12 protein-coding genes are annotated in these 17348 nt (G+C 68.6%); 7 read left to right on the top strand and 5 right to left on the bottom strand.

Annotated elements, in window-relative coordinates; genetic code table 11:
* Positions 1–4: 4 nt before the first annotated feature.
* On the bottom strand, positions 5–574 hold the full coding sequence (locus ACYU7G_RS03325; protein ID WP_461104740.1) for a YbjQ family protein: 570 nt from the start codon (positions 572–574) through the stop codon (positions 5–7).
* A 59-nt stretch (positions 575–633) separates the two neighbouring features.
* Here ACYU7G_RS03325 and lysS point away from each other — a divergent pair, with 59 nt between their 5' ends.
* Positions 634–2145 (top strand): lysine--tRNA ligase, encoded by a 1512-nt coding sequence (gene lysS / locus ACYU7G_RS03320; protein ID WP_461104738.1) that lies wholly within the window; start codon positions 634–636, stop codon positions 2143–2145.
* Positions 2146–2389: 244 nt separating this feature from the next.
* On the opposite strand, the gene ACYU7G_RS03315 is transcribed toward lysS, so the two are convergent.
* Positions 2390–7408: an Ig-like domain-containing protein gene (locus ACYU7G_RS03315; RefSeq protein ID WP_461104736.1), complete on the bottom strand. Its 5019-nt coding sequence runs from the start codon at positions 7406–7408 to the stop codon at positions 2390–2392.
* Between the two features lie 241 nt (positions 7409–7649).
* Between ACYU7G_RS03315 and ACYU7G_RS03310 the strand changes: the two genes are divergently transcribed.
* The 3 genes from ACYU7G_RS03310 to ACYU7G_RS03300 are packed head-to-tail and all read left to right on the top strand — an operon-like array spanning position 7650 to position 11970.
* Positions 7650–8231 (top strand): TetR/AcrR family transcriptional regulator, encoded by a 582-nt coding sequence (locus ACYU7G_RS03310; protein WP_461105140.1) that lies wholly within the window; start codon positions 7650–7652, stop codon positions 8229–8231.
* Positions 8228–9970 carry an ABC transporter ATP-binding protein gene (locus tag ACYU7G_RS03305; protein ID WP_461104734.1) on the top strand — a complete coding sequence of 581 codons (1743 nt, stop codon included), beginning with the start codon at positions 8228–8230 and terminating at the stop codon, positions 9968–9970. Before ACYU7G_RS03310 ends, ACYU7G_RS03305 begins: the two co-directional genes overlap by 4 nt.
* A complete protein-coding gene (locus ACYU7G_RS03300) occupies positions 9967–11970 on the top strand; it encodes an ABC transporter ATP-binding protein (RefSeq protein ID WP_461104732.1) in 2004 nt (667 codons plus the stop codon). Before ACYU7G_RS03305 ends, ACYU7G_RS03300 begins: the two co-directional genes overlap by 4 nt.
* 246 nt (positions 11971–12216) lie before the next feature.
* Here ACYU7G_RS03300 and ACYU7G_RS03295 read toward each other — a convergent pair whose 3' ends face one another.
* Both ACYU7G_RS03295 and ACYU7G_RS03290 read right to left on the bottom strand, forming a co-directional pair.
* The gene (locus ACYU7G_RS03295; RefSeq protein ID WP_461104730.1) at positions 12217–13029 is read right to left on the bottom strand and encodes a hypothetical protein; all 813 of its coding nucleotides are present in this window, start codon (positions 13027–13029) and stop codon (positions 12217–12219) included.
* A gap of 82 nt (positions 13030–13111) precedes the next feature.
* Positions 13112–14029, bottom strand: a complete 918-nt coding sequence (locus tag ACYU7G_RS03290; protein WP_461104728.1) for a hypothetical protein — start codon at positions 14027–14029, stop codon at positions 13112–13114.
* Positions 14030–14171: 142 nt separating this feature from the next.
* Here ACYU7G_RS03290 and ACYU7G_RS03285 point away from each other — a divergent pair, with 142 nt between their 5' ends.
* From ACYU7G_RS03285 to ACYU7G_RS03275, 3 genes are all read left to right on the top strand, one after another.
* Positions 14172–14417 (top strand): AbrB/MazE/SpoVT family DNA-binding domain-containing protein, encoded by a 246-nt coding sequence (locus ACYU7G_RS03285; protein WP_461104726.1) that lies wholly within the window; start codon positions 14172–14174, stop codon positions 14415–14417.
* Entirely contained in the window at positions 14414–14794 is a 381-nt protein-coding gene (locus ACYU7G_RS03280) for a type II toxin-antitoxin system VapC family toxin (RefSeq protein WP_461104724.1), read from the top strand. Before ACYU7G_RS03285 ends, ACYU7G_RS03280 begins: the two co-directional genes overlap by 4 nt.
* 123 nt (positions 14795–14917) lie before the next feature.
* A complete protein-coding gene (locus tag ACYU7G_RS03275) occupies positions 14918–16108 on the top strand; it encodes a PPK2 family polyphosphate kinase (RefSeq protein ID WP_461104722.1) in 1191 nt (396 codons plus the stop codon).
* 57 nt (positions 16109–16165) lie between these two features.
* Here ACYU7G_RS03275 and ACYU7G_RS03270 read toward each other — a convergent pair whose 3' ends face one another.
* The gene (locus ACYU7G_RS03270) at positions 16166–17230 is read right to left on the bottom strand and encodes an LLM class flavin-dependent oxidoreductase (protein WP_461104720.1); all 1065 of its coding nucleotides are present in this window, start codon (positions 17228–17230) and stop codon (positions 16166–16168) included.
* Between the last annotated feature and the right edge of the window lie 118 nt (positions 17231–17348).

The following is a 17348-nucleotide window of genomic DNA, read 5'->3' as shown; positions in this document are numbered from 1 at the left end:
GTCCTCAGCGGGCGAGGATGACCGCCGTGCCGTAGGCGGTCACCTCGGTGACTTCCTCGGAGACCCGGCCGCCGTCGAAGGTGAGCCCGATCACGCCGTCGGCGCCGGCCTGCCGGGCCTGCTCCACCATCGCCGCGACGGCGTCCTGCCGCACAGAGGTGTTGACGAACGCCATCTCGGGGTTGTGGGCCAGGTCACGCGGCCGGGTCACCACCCCGAATACCACTCCCACCATGCGCTCGATCCCTATGCCCGGCAGCTCCCCCGTTGTGGACACGGGCATCGCGAACTGGCGGAACTCGGGATCACGCGGCTCGACGTCGCGGCCAGCGGTCGGGGGGATGGGCTGCGACGGCGGCTCGCTCGGCGCAGAGGGGCCGGAACCGTCGGGGCGGCCGGGCCCGGGGGTCTCGGGCCTCGGCGGCGGTGCCGATGGCTGCGTGGAGCCCTGTGGCGGCCCGGGGCGCCGAGCCGGCGCGGGCTGGATGGGGCGCGGCGGACCGCCGGGACGCGACGGGGTCCCCGGACCGGGCCATGGGCCCGGCATCCCCGAGGACTGCTGCGGCTGGGTCATGTGGTGAAGCCTACCGAGCCGCCGCGGGGCCCCGGACGCCAACCGGTAGGATTCGGGGCGTGACTGAGCAGACTCCCACCCCGACCAGCAGCGATTCCGAACAGACCGCCATCCGCAAGGAGAAGCGCGAGCGGCTGATCAGCGAGGGGCACCAGCCCTACCCGCCGGACCTGACCCGCAGCCACACGCTGCGCGAGGTCCGCGAGCAGTGGGGGCACCTCGAGGCCGGGGTAGAGACCGACGACGTCGTAAGCATCGGCGGTCGCATCGTGTTCGTGCGCAACACCGGCAAGCTCTGCTTCGCCACGCTGCAGGACGGCTTCACGCTGGACCACAACGGCGAGCGCCTGCAGGTGATGCTGTCCCTCGGCGAGGTGGGCGAGGAGAAGCTGGCGGCCTGGAAGTCCGACGTCGACCTGGGTGACCACGTCTGGGTCACCGGGCGCGTCATCGCCTCCCGACGCGGCGAGCTGTCGGTCATGGCCACCGACTGGCGCATGGCCAACAAGGCGCTGCGCCCCCTGCCGGCGCTGCACAAGGACCTGTCCGACGAGGCGCGCGTGCGTCGTCGCTACGTGGACCTGATCGCCCGCGAGGAGGCCCGTGAGATGGTGCGCACCCGCGCGCTCATCAACCGCTCCATCCGCGAGACCCTCCACGAGGAGGGCTACATCGAGGTGGAGACGCCGCAGCTGCAGCTGATCCACGGCGGCGCCGCGGCGCGCCCGTTCGAGACGCACCTCAACGCGTTCGACCAGAAGATGAGCCTGCGCATCGCGCTGGAGCTGCACCTGAAGCGCACCATGGTGGGCGGTGCGGACCGCGTCTACGAGATGGGGCGGGTGTTCCGCAACGAGGGCATCGACTCGTCGCACTCGGCCGAGTTCACCATGCTCGAGGCCTACATGAGCTGGGGGGACCAGAAGACCATCGCGGACCTGCTGCAGCACATCATCGTCAGCGCCGCCGACGCCGTCGGCACCCGCCAGGTGACCACAGACAAGGGCGTCATCGACCTCGACGGCGAGTGGCCGTGGCTGCCGGTGTTCCCGGCACTGTCGGAGAAGGTGGGCGAGACCGTCACCGTCGAGACCTCCGTCGCGGACCTGCAGCGGATCGCGGACGCCAACGAGGTGGAGTACGACCCGAAGTGGGACGAGGGCAAGCTCGTCCTGGAGCTGTTCGGGGAACTCGTCGAGCCGGACCTGATCCAGCCGACGTTCGTCTACGACTACCCCGCCATCGCCCAGCCCCTGGCCCGGCAGCACCGCTCCGAGCCCGGCAAGGTGGAGGCCTGGGACCTGATCATCGGCGGCATGGAGCGCGGCACGGGCTTCACGGAGATGATCGACCCCGTCATCCAGCGCCAGGTCCTGACCGACCAGTCCATGCGCGCCGCCGCCGGCGACCCCGAGGCGATGCAGCTGGACGAGGACTTCCTCGAGGCCCTCGAGTACGGCGTCCCGCCGATGGGCGGCCTCGGCCTGGGCATCGACCGGCTGGTGATGCTGTTCACCGGTGCCGGCATCCGCGAGACCATCCTCTACCCGCTGCTGCGCCCCCAGGCCTGACTGCCCCGGGCAGGGTCTCGACACGGGCGCAGGGCGCCCTACTCGACCAGCGCAACACCCGTTGGTCGAGTAGCGCCCGCGAGGAACGAGCCGGCGCGTGTCGAGACCCCCCTGACGCGCCTGGAGCGGACGGCTCCGTCTCCGGCGCCGTCCGCTCCAGCCACATGCCCCGCACAGATGAGTGGAGCGCTCGGCTCCGTCTCCGGTGCCGAGCGCTCCACTCAACTGTTTCTCGCCCGTGTCATCAGCGGAAGCGGACGATGTTGTTCACCACCCAGTCGGTCTTGACCGAGTAGCTCCAGGTCCCGTCGGCGGCCTTGGCGGCGGCCACCAGCTGGGACTGGACGAACGAACGGCAGCCGTTGCGGCCCGTGGCAGCCGTGTCGCACTCGGTGCGCCACTTGCGGCCGTCGGCGGCGGTCCACTCACCCGTGTGACCCAGCGGGTTGGAGGCCCACTGCGCCCGCGTCATCAGCGGCAGGTAGGTGAGGTTGTTGAACTGCCAGCCGTTCTTCTGCACGAACCGGCCGTCCTCCTGCGCCACGGTGGTGCCCCAGATGGTGGTGGTGCAACGGATGGTCTGCGAGTAGGGCTCGCAGGTGGTGTGCCACCACCGGCCGTTGACGTTGTGGAAGCCAGGCTTCGAGTAGAGGTCACCCTCCAGGTTCGGCACCGTCGGGCTGGTGGTCACCGTGGGCGACGGCGAGGGCTGCTGGGAAGGCGTCTCCGACGGCTCCTGCGAGGGCTCCTCGCTGGGTTCCTCGGAAGGCTCCTCACTCGGCTCCTCCGAAGGCTCCTCACTCGGCTCCTCCGACGGCTCCTCGCTCGGCTCCTCCGAAGGCTCCTCACTGGGCTCCTCCGAAGGCTCCTCACTCGGGTCCGTCGGCTGCACCACGGTCAGGGTGAGCGTGGTGGCGACGGTGCCGGCGTCGCTGACGTAGAAGGGCAGGACCAGGTCACCGTTGATGGTGTACTCGCCCGGGGTCTGCACCACGGACTCGTCGAAGTCCCACTCGACGCCGACGGCCTGGTTGTCCCGGGAACCGTCGTTGTAGGAGACTTCCACCTTGGTGGGCAGGTGCGGCAGCTCGCCCACCTCGACGGTGATCTCGAACGACTCCGCGCCCTGGATGGCGATGCCACCCTCGGACAGCTCGGGCCGCACGTAGACCTTCGCCTCGGCGATCAGGCCGTAGGTGGAGTTGGTGCCGAACACGGAGAACGGTTCGACGTTGGTCTCGGCCACCATCTCCGGCGTGATCTCCTGCCACTCGAACGGCAGGGTGCCGCGCAGGCCGCTGGTGTAGACGACGTCCAGCTCGGCCGGCAGTTCGGGAACCGTACCGGTCTGGGTGCGGATGATCACCGGCTCGTCCACCTCGTTCACGAGGTCGCCGTTCACGCGCCAGCGCAGCACTCCGGTGCCGCCGGCATCGCCCTGCACGCCCCAGACGCGGAGGCGCAGTGCGCTGGCCTGGACCGGTTCGAACGCGAGGTGGTTGTACTGGTTGCGCACCAGCGCGTCGGCGTAGGAGGAACCGTCGGTGAGGGTCACCGGCTCCCAGGTCTCGCCGTCGGTGGTGTATTCCAGCGCCCAGGTGTCGGCCTGCGGCATGCGGGTGCCACCGTTGTCGTCATACCAGTAGATGTCAGTGGAGGCCACCAGGACCGACGAGTCCCACGTGTACTGCAGCCAGGCCTGGCGGGCCTCGCTGGTGCCGTTGGCCTCCTGGCCCCAGTTGCCCCAGCCGTGGCCGGCGCCGGGCGCCGAGGATGCCGGGGTGTCGGGGGCGTTGACCTTGGTCGGGTCCTCCCAGCCGGCGGCGCCGCTGGTGCTGATGTCGGCGCTGGCGCCGAACTCGGCGGACATCTCCTGCTCGGCCAGTTCGACGACGAGCTCGCGCTCGGTGCGCAGTTCCCCGTCCTCGGCCCAGAAGGTGAGCGTGTAGCTGCCCGCGACGGTGCCGGTGACGGTGGTCTCGAGCGAACCCGGGGAGCTGAGGATGACGCTGGCACCCTCGGGCGAGGAGGTCACCGTCCAGCCGTGGCTGAGGGCGCCGTCCTCGGGCAGGCCGTCGTCGACGGCGGTGGCACGCACGACGGCGGACAGGTTGCCGGCGCGCTCGGCGTCGGTCTGCACGCTGACGATCGGTGCCTCGTTGACCACGGCGGGAACCTCGCGGCCGGAGTTGAACGCCTGGATCTCGGAGATCGCGGTGTACTTGCCGGGCGCGTTGGTGAAGGCGACGCGGATCCGGTCCGTGCTGACGGTCTCGAAGAGGGTCTCGTTCAGCTTGTCACCGGGGATCTTCGGGGTCTTGTGCACGTCGGTGAGGGTGGTCCAGCCACCTGCACCGTCGGGAACCTGCAGGGAGTAGCGCTGCGGCTGCGAGTAGCCGCCGGCCTGGCGGTCGCTGACGAAGAAGATCTTCAGGTTGTCCAGTTCCACCTGGGACCCGAAGGCCAGTTCGATCCAGCCCTGCTCCTGCGTGGTGCCGTGGTTGCCCCAGAAGGGCTCGTTGGCGGTGATGCCGTCCACGACGGCGTCGGTGCTGACCTCGCGCTCCGTGGTGGCGATGGCACCCGGGGTGTGGTTCATCGAACTGGTGGACCAGCCCGGGGTGTGGAAGTTGCGCCACGGGGTCTCGCGCGGGCCTTCCTGGGTGAAGTCGGCGGTGACGGTGGCACCCTCGGCGAGGTTCGCCGTGGTGTGCTCCAGGTCGATGCCGACCTTCTTCAGGTAGTCGACGACGCGGGCGTCGGTGATGGCGGTGTCCACGGCCGTCGGGAACGCGGTGCCGGACTCGGCCTGCACGGTGACGGTGATGTCGTCGTCGGCTTCCACGACGGTGTTGGCGTTCGGGTCGTAGACGAACCGGCCCAGCGCGTCGGCGGAGGCCTTCAGGTCACCGTTGATGAACAGGCTGTACCCGGCGCCGAGGCCGTAGTGGGAGCCGTCGGGGTCCCACACGATGGTGACGTCGTTGCCGTGGTAGCGCAGGTTGTTGACCATGAAGTGCTCGTAGCCGAAGTCGATCGGCCACAGCTCCACCAGGTCGTCGGAGCGGGTCTGCAGGCCACCCATGTCCTCGACCATGATGTAGTTCATGTTGCCGAGCATCACGTGGTTGGGGTTGTTGCGGTTGAACGACTTGTCCGCCGCGTTCCAGTTGGAGTAGTACTCCGCCTGGTTGGCGATGGCCGCGTTCCCGTTCGGGTAGATGCTCCACGCCATCCAGTCCAGCAGGCGGGCGGCGTAGTCGCCGTCGAGGTACTTCTCCTGCGGGTCGTAGTGGCGCAGGCCGGCGCGCACGCCGCGGTACTGGACGGTGAAGTTGATGTTGGAGAAGTTGTTCGAGCCGCCGATGCCGAACTTGGCGCGGTCGTACTGGTTGGCCGTGTAGAACGGGAAGATCGGGAAGTTGTCGCCGTAGCGCAGGAAGCGGTAGCCGTCGACGTAGGTCTCCCAGTCCTCGTAGGGGATGAGCTCCTCGGCGTAGATGTCGTAGAGGTTGGTCTCCTTGGCCGGGATCAGGTCCCGCTCCGCCTCGGACAGCGGGTTCTGGCTGCCGCCGGAGGTGGCGCCGTGGGAGGTTCCGGTCAGGAACATCCTGGTCTCCTCGCTCCACAGGCGGTCAAGGATGGAGTCGCGGATGGCGTCGGCCTGCTCACCCATCTCGGCCACCTTGGACTCGTCGGCGCCGGCGATCTCGTAGAGCTGGCGGGCGGCGTCGAAGTCACCCCAGACGTAGGCGGACTCGGGACGCTCGATGGTGCGGGCACCCGGCGCGGACGCGTTGTCCTTGGGGTAGCCGAAGCTGATGGCGTCCGAGTCGTTGCCCGGCATGTAGTTGGTGTCGTAGGCGATCAGCAGGTCGTCGTTGCCGTCGTAGTGCTCGAGTTGGCCCACGCCGTCGTACTCGAAGTAGGTGGCGAACTTCTCGGCGAGCTCGGGCCCGCCGCCGTGCACCTGGTAGGCCTCGAGGCCGGCGGTTCCGAGGTACTGCGAGTAGTGGTTGTTCCACGACGTGTGGCCGGGGCTGTCCAGGAACGCCGAGGAGCCGGAGAGCTCACCGACGTTGAGGACCTGGCCGTAGCCGAGGTAGGGGTTGCGGATCCACTTGGTGTCCTGCAGGTGCATCGGCTGCGTCAGGACCACCGAGTTCTGGTACAGGTTCACGCCCTCGATGGTGGTCGGGAACTGGTAGACGTAGCCCGACTCGTTGGCGTCGAGCACGTTGTAGCGCTCGCCCCACCAGCGGTACACGATGGCCTTCTCGAGCGCCGGGTCCGGCACGTCGATGTAGGGGATGTCCTCGGCCCAGCGCTGGTTGAACTCGGTGACGCCGGTGCGGAACGCCTCGTCGGGGCTGAGCGCGGCGTAGGCCTCGAACTCCTCGACGGACTCGGGCATGGTGGCCGAGTACAGCACGCCCACCACGGACAGGTCGACGGAGCCGCCGGCCGGGACGGTGACCTCACGGACCAGAGCGCCGTCGGCGACGGTGAAGCCGGCAGCCTTCAGGCCGACGGTGATCTTGCTCCAGGCGGTGTCCACCAGGCCGTTGTTGGAGCCGCTGGTGAGGTTGCGGCTGCCCACCAGTTCGTCGTCGGCCTCGCCGAGGGCGGTGGCGATCGGCGACTCGGCGCGCAGCGTGAGGGTGACGTCGGAGCCTCCGGGGTTGGTGAACTCCAGTGCGGCGACGGCGACGTTGTCGTGGGTGATGAACTTGCGCTGCTGCGCGGTCACGCCCGTCTCGCCGACGGTGTAGCTGGTGCGGGCGTGGCTGGGCGCGTTGAAGCGCTCGGAGCCCACCTCGCTGACCTGCTGGTCCGCGATGTCGATGGTGAAGAAGTCACCAAGGTTGTTGGGGCCACCGGCGTAGGCGGTGCCCGCGAACCCGAGGCGGTTGAAGCTGGCGTTGTTGGCGCCGCGCATGTACAGCGTGCGGCCGCGGGTCTGGAGGACGTTGTTGGACTGGGTGCCGGTGACGCCGAGCACGCGGTCCAGGTAGTAGTCCGTGCCGCCGGCGGCGACGTCGGCGTCGAAGATGCTGCCGTGCATGCTGTCCGCGGTCCAGGCGACGCCCGGCTCCAGTGCGGCCTGGACCTGGTCCAGGTTGGTGTAGACCGGGTCCCCGATCTCCATCACGTCATGGAGTCCGTCGGTGTAGACACCGACGTCGGACTCGTTGCCCGGGATCACCTCCGCTCCCGCCGGGGCGGTTCCACACACGAGCAGTGCCGCGCTGGTGAGCGCCACAGTCGTGAGTCTGCCGAGTCGTTTGATCATCTGCCTTCCCTCTCCATCGAGCTGTTGCCTCGTCGGTTCCGCGCAGCTCATCGCGCGCCACCGAAAGCTTTCGCAAGCCTTTTCAGTGATCCTAGACGCGTATTCAGTGGATGTCGACACCCGAGCCTTCGAAAGACTTTCGAGCCGCGCCGGGCAGAGTTCACCACGGGAGCTTGATGAGTGAGTGCTCACTCATTACACTGGCCCGGTGATGCGCGCACGACCGATGCCCCCGGACCAACGGCGGGCGGCCATAGTGGAGGCCGCCCTCGCACTGCTCGAGGAGCACGGCCCGGAACTCACCACCCGGATGGTCGCCGAGGCCGCAGGGGTGGCCGAGGGCACCATCTTCCGGGTCTTCCCCAGCCTGGCCGACCTGATGGCGGCCACCTACGTCGAGTACCTCTCCGAGGAGCGGCTCGCGGCCCGACTGGCCGCCGTCGACCCGGGTGAGAGCCTCGAGGACGCGACGTCGGCCGCACTGCAGGCCCTGTCCGGCTACATCGAGTCGGTTCACTTCGCCCTGCACCCGCCGCAGCGCCCGGACATCAAGCCCACGGCGCACGTCAAGGAGGCCAAGGAGCAGTTCAAGGCCCGGTTCCGCGACCTCCTGGACTGGCTCGTGCGCACCTTCGAACCGCACGCCGCCGACATGACCATCACCCCGCAGAGCTACGCACACTTCCTGTTGACCCTCTCCCTCGGCCGGCACATGGGCCGCCCTGCGGGACTGGAACTGCCCGAGATCACCGAATTCGCGCTCAACGGCGCCCGACGAAGGACCACCAAATGATCGGTCAGCTTGCCAGGTTGATCACCCGATACGTCCGCCCGTACTGGGCCCTGCTCCTGATGGTGGTGGTCCTGCAGGTGATCGCCACCCTGATGTCGCTCTACCTGCCCACGCTCAACGCGCGGATCATCGACGAGGGCGTCGTCACCGGCGACGTCGACTTCATCTGGGGCACCGGCGGCATCATGCTGATCCTGTCCCTCGTCCAGGGCCTGGCCCAGGTGGGCGCCGTCTACTTCGGCGCCCGCTCCGCCATGCTGTTCGGACGCGACGTCCGCGGCGCCATCTTCGGGCGCGCCCTCAGCTTCTCCGCGAAGGAACTCAACCAGTTTGGAGCCCCGTCGCTGATCACCCGCACCACCAACGACGTGCAGCAGGTCCAGATGCTGGTGCTGATGGTCTGCGTCATGCTCGTCGGCGCCCCCATCACCATGGTGGGCGGCGTGTTCATGGCGCTGCGCGAGGACGCCGGCCTCAGCTGGATCATCCTCGTGGCGGTGATCATCCTCGCCGCCGGGATCACGGTGCTGCTGGTCAACATGGGCCCGCTGTTCCAGGTCATGCAGACCCGCATCGACAACCTCAACCGCGTGCTGCGCGAGCAGATCACCGGCATCCGGGTGGTGCGCGCCTTCGTCCGCGAGCAGCACGAGAGCGTCCGCTTCGACAAGGCCAACTCCGAACTCACCGACACCACGCTGACGGTGGGCCGCTGGATGGCCTTCCTGTTCCCGTTCGTCGGCTTCGTCATGAACATCTCGACGGTGGGCGTGATGTGGTTCGGCGGCCTGCGGATCGATTCCGGGGACCTCCAGATCGGGCAGCTGACCGCCTTCATCTCCTACCTGATGCAGATCCTCATCTCGGTGATGATGACCACGATGCTGATGGTGATGGCGCCCCGCGCGGCCGTCTGCGCGGACCGCATCATGGAGGTGCTGAACACCGAGACCTCCGTCGTCGTCCCCACCAGCCCCGTCACCCCCGGCGACGAGCGCGGTCACGTCGTGTTCGACCACGTCAGCTTCGCCTACCCCGGCGCCGAGGAGCCGGTCCTCAAGGACCTCAGCTTCGAGCTGCGGCCCGGCCGCACCACCGCCGTGATCGGCTCCACGGGTGCCGGCAAGACCTCGCTGGTCAACCTGGTGCCGCGCCTGTTCGACGCCACCGGCGGCACGGTCACCGTCGACGGCGTGGACGTGCGCGAAGTGGCCCCCGAGGAGCTGTGGGAGCGAGTGGGCCTGGTGCCGCAGAAGCCGTACCTGTTCAGCGGCACCATCGCCAGCAACCTGCGCTACGGCAAGCCGGACGCCACCGACGCCGAGATCTGGCGGGCGCTCGAGATCGCCCAGGCACGTGACTTCGTCGCCGAACGCGACGACCAGTTGGAGTCCGCCATCGCACAGGGCGGCACCAACGTCTCCGGCGGCCAGCGGCAGCGCCTGGCCATCGCGCGGGCCCTGGTGAAGGACCCCGAGATCTACATCTTCGACGACTCCTTCTCCGCCCTCGACGTCGCCACCGACGCCCGCCTCCGGGCGGCGCTCGAGCCGACCATCAACGACAAGGCCGTGCTGGTGGTGGCCCAGCGCGTCACCACCATCCGGAACGCAGACGAGATCCTCGTGCTGGACCACGGCGAGATCGTCGGCCGCGGCACACACGACGAGTTGCTAGCCGGGTGCACCACCTACCAGGAGATCGTCGAGTCCCAGCTGAGCGCGACGGAGGCAGCATGAGCGAGAACGAAGTGGCCGAGAACCAGGCCCCCGGCACGCAGCCGGTGAAGGCGAACGAGCGCCCCGACGCGCCCCCACCGTCCCGCGGTCCCGGCCACGGCCCCATGGCCGGCACGGGCGAGAAGGCCGCCAACTTCAAGCAGTCGCTGAAGCGGCTGCTGGGCGAGTTGAAGCCCGAGCGGGTGGGCATGATCAGCGCCATCGTGATCGGCGTCATCTCCGTGGCGCTGAGCGTCGTGGGCCCCAAGATCCTGGGCCGGGCCACGGACCTGCTGCTGGCCGGCTGGATCAGCAAGGACATGCCCGAGGGCATGACCCGCGAGCAGGTCATCGAGGCCACCATCGCCTCCGGCAACGAACAGTTGGCCGAGCTCCTGCGTCGGCTGGACTTCGTGCCCGGCCAGGGCATCGACTTCGGCGCCATCGCGATGGTGCTGTTCCTGGTGCTCGGCCTGTACGTGGCCTCGGGACTGTTCTCCTTCGTGCAGGGCTGGGTCCTGAACACCGCAGTGCAGCGCACCGTGTACCGGATGCGCCAGCAGGTTGCGAGCAAGCTGGAGCGGCTGCCGCTGTCCTACTTCGACAAGCAGCCGCGCGGCGAGATCCTCAGCCGCGTCACCAACGACATCGACAACGTCTCCCAGACGCTGCAGCAGACGCTCTCCCAGATGCTGAACTCACTGCTGATGGTGATCGGCGTGCTGGCGATGATGTTCTGGATCTCCCCCACCCTGGCGCTGATCGCAGTGGTCAGCATCCCCATCGCGATGGTGTTGGTCGGCATCATCGGCAAGCGTTCCCAGAAGCTGTTCGCCCAGAACTGGAAGTCCACCGGCGAGCTGAACGCCCACATCGAGGAGGCCTACACGGGGCACTCGCTGGTGAAGGTCTTCGGCCGCCAGAAGGAGGTCGAGGCGGAGTTCGCCAAGCGCAACCAGGAGCTGTTCGAGGCCGGCTTCGGGGCCCAGTTCATCTCCGGGATCATGATGCCCGTGATGATGTTCGTCGGGAACCTGAACTATGTCGTGATCGCCGTGGTCGGTGGCCTGCGGGTGGCGTCGGGCACGATGAACATCGGCGACGTGCAGGCGTTCATCCAGTACTCGCGGCAGTTCACGCAGCCGCTGACGCAGGTGGCCTCGATGGCCAACCTGATGCAGTCCGGCGTCGCCTCCGCCGAGCGCGTGTTCGAGCTGCTGGACGCCGAGGAGATGTCCACCGAGCCCGAGGGCCGCACGCTGCCGCCCACCCGTGGCCACGTGCAGTTCAGCCACGTCGACTTCTCCTACTCCCCCGACAAGCCCCTGATCGAGGACCTGAACCTCGAGGCCCAGCCCGGCCAGACGGTGGCGATCGTCGGCCCGACGGGTGCCGGCAAGACCACCCTGGTAAACCTGTTGATGCGGTTCTACGACCTCGACGACGGAGCCATCGTCCTCGACGGCGCCGACATCTCCCGGGTCCCCCGCGGCGACGTGCGCAGCAAGATCGGCATGGTCCTGCAGGACACCTGGCTGTTCGGCGGCACCATCCGCGACAACATCGCCTACGGCCGCCCCGACGCGACGGAGGCCGAGATCATCGAGGCGGCCACGGCCACGTTCGTGGACCGGTTCGTGCACTCCCTGCCCGACGGGTACGACACTGTCATCGACGAGGAGGGCAGCAACGTCTCCGCCGGAGAGAAGCAGCTGATCACCATCGCCCGCGCCTTCCTGGCCGACCCGGCGCTGCTGATCCTCGATGAGGCCACCAGCTCCGTCGACACCCGCACCGAACTGCTGCTGCAGCAGGCGATGTCCGCCCTGCGCACCGGTCGCACCTCGTTCGTGATCGCCCACCGCCTGTCCACCATCCGCGACGCGGACCTGATCCTCGTCATGGAGGAGGGCAGCATCGTCGAGCAGGGCACGCACGCCGAACTGCTCGAGGCCGAGGGGGCCTACTACCGGCTGTACCAGTCGCAGTTCTCGGCCCCGGCGACGGAGGAGGCCGCCTGAGCGCGCCTTCGCAGGGCAATCCACCCCGGAACGCCCGCCCCACCACCGCGGTGGGGCGGGCGTTCCGCGTCGGTGGCTCCGACCCGTTCGCAAGAGACTTGCGTTGGGGTCGGTAGACCGACCCTTTTGCAACACTCTTGCGAACGGGACACCGGCCCTTGCGCAACAGTGTTGCGTTGGGCGCGGCAGACGGCCGCTTTCGCAACAGTGTTGCGCTGGCGTCAGGGGGTTGGTGCGGCCCCGAGGTCAGAATCCGGGCCTCAACGTCCGCGCACCCGAGCGCGCATGGGCGGCCTCCGCGGGAATCGGCCCGTCGTTCGCCTCGAAGGTCAGCTCCACCCGGACGACGTCGTCCTCGACGGTGATGCTCGAGATCCGTTCCGACTCCAGACTGTCAGCGTAGTCCTGGGCGCCGTCCGGGACCCAGACACAGGACCAGGCATGACCCTGCGCGTCCTCGTCGACCCGCGCTGCCGTCGCGAATGCGTTCTCCACGAACGGGGGTGATGCAGCCAGCATCGAGACCACGTGCGCACCTTCCAGACAGGGAAGCAGCGCCTGGGCCGTGGGCGTGTCCAGCATGGACTCGTCGACGGCAGGCTCCCAGGCGACCCCACCGGTCTGGAGGACGATCAGCTCATCGTGGAACTGCAGGTTCCACCCCGAGGACGAGGTGTGTTCGCGCGTGGCCTCGTGCATCTCATCGGGAGCCTTCATCACGCTCGCGTTGAGGCCGTGGTAGACCCAGTCGACGTTGGTGCTGGGGATGATCCGATCATCTGCGGACCCGGAGGGGACCACATCGAGCACCACGCCTACCGCCCAACGGTCGGCCTCGTCCCAGGACTCGGTGTTGAGGGACTGGGTGAGGTCGACAGGCTCACGTCCGACGGTCTCCCGGATCCCGCGTGCGTCGACGAAAGCCATGGCGACGTACCCCTCCATGCCGATCAGTTCACTCGCGAGAGCCTCCTCCACGGGAGTGGGTCCAGCGCCGGCGGAGCAGGCGGTCAGCAGCAGCGTCGTAGCGACGCCGATGGACAGCAGGGGTTCGCGCATGACGGAAGATTAGCCAGCGGCGGGGTCGGTGGCTGCCGGTGGCAGGCAGCGACGCCCCGACGCCGGCTGCCGGCACCAGGGGTCAGGAACTGAGCCGATCGCGTAGCCACGCCAGCGCCACCTCACCCTGCGCACGCTGGTAGGAGCGCAGGTGCGGGATTGCCGGCGGCGGGGGCTGCACACTGCTGTAGACGAAGTAGCCGGTGATCCCGGCCAGCACCTTGGTGGCCGCCTCCTGGTCGGCCGCTTGGCCGAGCGGGTGCTCGGACCAGAGCCGGGCGGCGGAGCCGGCACCCTCGAGTTCGGCACTGGGCAGGAAACCCAGCAGGTCCACCCACGCCGCAGCACCGACGGCGAACGGCCAGTCCACGAACAGCAGTCGGCCGCCGCTGCGGACCATGTTGTCCGCCCGGGCGTCCCCGTGGCTGAGCCGGTCCCCGGCCGCGGCCTGCGCCCAGTGATCGGTCAGCGCGACGAGGCGGGGCAGGTTGCCTGCCACCCAGGGGTCCCGCGAGGACAAGTCGGTCCCCTCGTCGGCGACCTGCCGCCAACTGGGCATCCCCGCCAGCGAGTCCACCACGGAGCCGTAACCGTCGGGCACAGGGATCCGGCCGATCTCGTCGAACGCCTCAAGCGCGGCGCTGAGGTCAGCCGGTTGCCATGGCACCTGCACCGACGAGTCGGCTGCGTCGAAGGCGAGGACGATCCACTCGCCGTCGTCGAGGCTCCACCGCATCCGCGGGGCCGGTGCTGTCGCCGGCAGCACCAGGTTGACCTTTGCCTCCTCGCGGTACATCTCAGCACTGCGCTCGTGGAACGACGTTGAAACGGCCTTGACGAAGAGTCGGCCACCGTCGGCGGTGGTCAGCGTGGCCGCCATGCCCGGCGAGTAGCCGCCCTCGTGGCTCGTGGCGGCGACGACGGAGCCCGCGCGCTCCTCGATCCCCCGCCTGATCTCGTCGGGGAGTGCCGCCCATGCGAGCCTCGAGCGTCCTGCCATCTGGGTCCTCCTCTTGCGTCTGCGGTGGCCCCCAATGATGCCGCGGACTCGTCCAGCCAGACCCCGCGGCACAAAAGCCGAAAGCTGTCCCACTTGGCTGCACCCATTCCCACCCGACACTCCTTGATGGTATTCTGGACTCATGGACATCGGATACAGCACCACGCTGGGAGACAGGGGTCGCCTCGTTGTTCCACAGGTACTGCGCGAGCGCCAGCACTGGGAGCGGGGAACCCCCTTGCTCTTCCTCGAGACCGAGCACGGCGTCATCCTCACGACTCGCACCCAAGCCAGAGATCTCCTGCGGGAACAATTGCGAGGAGAGAGCCTGGTGGCGCAGCTCCTCGCCGAGCGCCGTACTGCGGCGAGCAGTGAGGACCGAGCGTGACGGTGGTGCTCGACGCCTCAGCGGTGCTGGCGTTCCTGCAGGGTGAGGAGGGCGCCCAGGAAGTGGAGACCCATCTGGAGACTGGCGCGGTGATCGGGGCCGCGAACTGGTCGGAGGTGGCACAGAAGGTCATCGCCCGCACCGGCAACTGGACGGTGGCGAGCACTCTCCTGGACAGCTACCAAGTCGAGGTGGAGCCGGTCACCCGGGCAGACAGTGAACTGGCCGCTGCGATGTGGCAGCGTGGGTCCGGACTGTCCCTCGGCGACCGCCTGTGTCTGGCTCTAGCCTCGCGCTTGGCACTCCCCGTCCTGACGGCAGATACGCAATGGGCTGACGGTGGGGCGCTCGGCCCGACGGTCCAGCAGATCCGTTAGGGACAGCCGTCAGAGCTGTTCTACCCGACGAAGGGGTGTCTGGGGCCGGTTCGTGACACTTCGCCCGCAGGCATCCTCCCCGATGGAAGAATGAACCACCCGATTCCTCCGGAAAGGCACCCCATGGGCAAGAGCAACCAGTGGAGCGACGACCCGCGGACACTCCTGCGGCCGGGCAAGGACTTCGACCTGGCCACCTTCGACCGGGGCGGCACGCCGGGTTGGGAGGGTGACAAGGCCGAGGCGCAGGAACTGATGGACGCCCGCGGCGCCCTGCTGTACGAACTGCAGGAGCGGCTCTACGCCGAGGGGCGCTCGGGCGGCAAGCGCTCGGTGCTGATCATCGTCCAGGGTCTGGACACGGCGGGCAAGGGCGGCATCGCGCGACACGTGATGGGCTACGTCGACCCGCAGGGCGTGCACCTGCGCTCCTTCGGCGTGCCAACCGAGGAGGAGCGCAGCCACCACTACCTGTGGCGCATCGAGAAGGAACTGCCCAAGCCGGGCCGCATCGGACTGTTCGACCGCTCCCACTACGAGGACGTGCTGGTGGTGCGGGTGGACGAACTGGTGGAGCAGAAGGTGTGGGAGCCCCGCTACGACGAGATCAACGAGTGGGAGAAGAAGCTGGTGGACTCCGGCACCATCGTGCTCAAGTTCGCACTGATGGTCTCCCACGACGAGCAGGGCCTCCGGCTGATGGAGCGGCTCGACCGCCCCGACAAGCACTGGAAGTACTCCCCCAACGACCTCACCACCCGCGCCAAGTGGGACCAGTACCAGGAGGCCTACCAGGCCGTGTTCGAGCGCACGGACACCGAGCACGCGCCCTGGTACGTGCTGCCCGCGGACCGCAAGTGGTACTCGCGCCTGGCCGCCACCGAGATCATCACGCGCACCCTGATCGAGATGGAGATGACCTGGCCGCGCGTGCGGTGGAGCGACGACGTGCAGCGCCGCAAGCTGGCCGCCACGATGACGACGGCGTCGCTGGCCGAATCGCTGGAGGCCACCGAGGAGACGGTCCGCTCGGCCATCGAGGAGAGCATCGAGGTCAAGCTCGAGGCGGCCGAACTCGTCGGCCACGACGACGAGACCACGCGTGAGCGCGCCGACAGCAAGCGGCAGGAACTGCTGGCCGAGATGGAGCAGAACATCGCCCACAAGCAGGAACTCCTGGCCGCCCGCGACGACGCGCCGACGTCCACGGACGCAGACCCGGACGCGGACGACTCCAAGCCCAAGAAGTCCAAGAAGAAGGACAAGAAGGGCAAGGACAAGAAGAAGTCCAAGGGCAAGAAGGGCAAGAAGTGACCCGGGCCGGATGAGGGCTCATGCCCCCGGCCGACCCCGACCCGAGTGGCGCGACGCTCAGGCCACCGGGTCCCCCTGCACCGGCCCCTGGGTGTTCGGCACCCAGCCGATCTCCGGGGCCACGTGTCGGGCGAAGTTCTCCAGGATCTGCAGGTTCAGCTCGACGCCGACCTGCGACGGGATGGTGAGCATCAGGGTGTCGGCGGACTGCACCGCGGCGTCGGCCTGCAGCAGTTCGACGAGCTGGTCCGGGGAGCCGGTGTAGGTCTTGCCGAAGGTGGAGCGGTGGCCGTCGATGACACCGATCTGGTCGCTGCCACCGCCGGCGCGTCCGAACAGCATGTGGTCCTGCTGCGTGACGATCGGGAACACGCTGCGCGAGACCGACACCCGCGGGGCGTGGGTGTGCCCGGCGTCGCGGAAGGCGGTGCGGAAGCGCTCGATCTGCTCGGCCTGGAGGTCTGCGAACGCTGCGCCGGTGGCTTCGGTGAGCAGGGTGGAGCTCATCAGGTTCAGCCCCTGCCTGCCCACCTGCTCCGCGCTGTCCCTGGAGCCGGCGCCCCACCAGATGCGGCGCACGAGGTCCGGCGAGTGCGGCTCGACGCGAAGGCCGGAGCCGGGGGTGACGGCCGCACCGTAGGGGTGCTCCGCGGCGCGCGCCATCGGCTCGCCGTGGATGGCCCGCAGGAACAGGTCGAACTTCTCGCGGGCGATGTCCGCGCCCCGCGGGTCGGTCGAACCGGTGTAGCCGAAGGCCTCCCAGCCACGTTCGGCCGGCTCCGGGCTGCCACGGGAGATCCCCAGCGCCAGCCTGCCGTCGGCGATGAGGTCCAGCGCCGCGGCCTCCTCCGCCAGGTACAGCGGGTTCTCGTAGCGCATGTCGACGACGCCGGTGCCCACCTCGATCCGTTCCGTGCGGGCGGCCACAGCCGAGAGCAGCGGCATCGGGGAAGCCGACTGCGTGGCGAAGTGGTGGACGCGGAAGTAGGCGCCGTTGACCCCCAGCTCGTCCGCACCGACGGCGATGTCCATCGCGTCGTGCAGCATCTGGCGGGCGCTGAGACCGCCCCGCCCGGGGCTGCCGCCATAGTGGCCGAAACTGAGGAATCCGAAGGCTCGCATGCCACCACATTACTCGATGATTGAAACCTGAACTAGTGCCCCCGGCGGGTCCACCCCGGGCCCACCACGCGCTCCGACCACGGGCTGACGCCCCTCGGGCACCCCGTTCGGTACAGTG

This window comes from Tessaracoccus terricola (genome assembly GCF_054776555.1).
The sequence above is the reverse complement of the archived record's forward strand: the minus strand, read 5'-3'. Positions and strand labels throughout refer to the sequence as shown.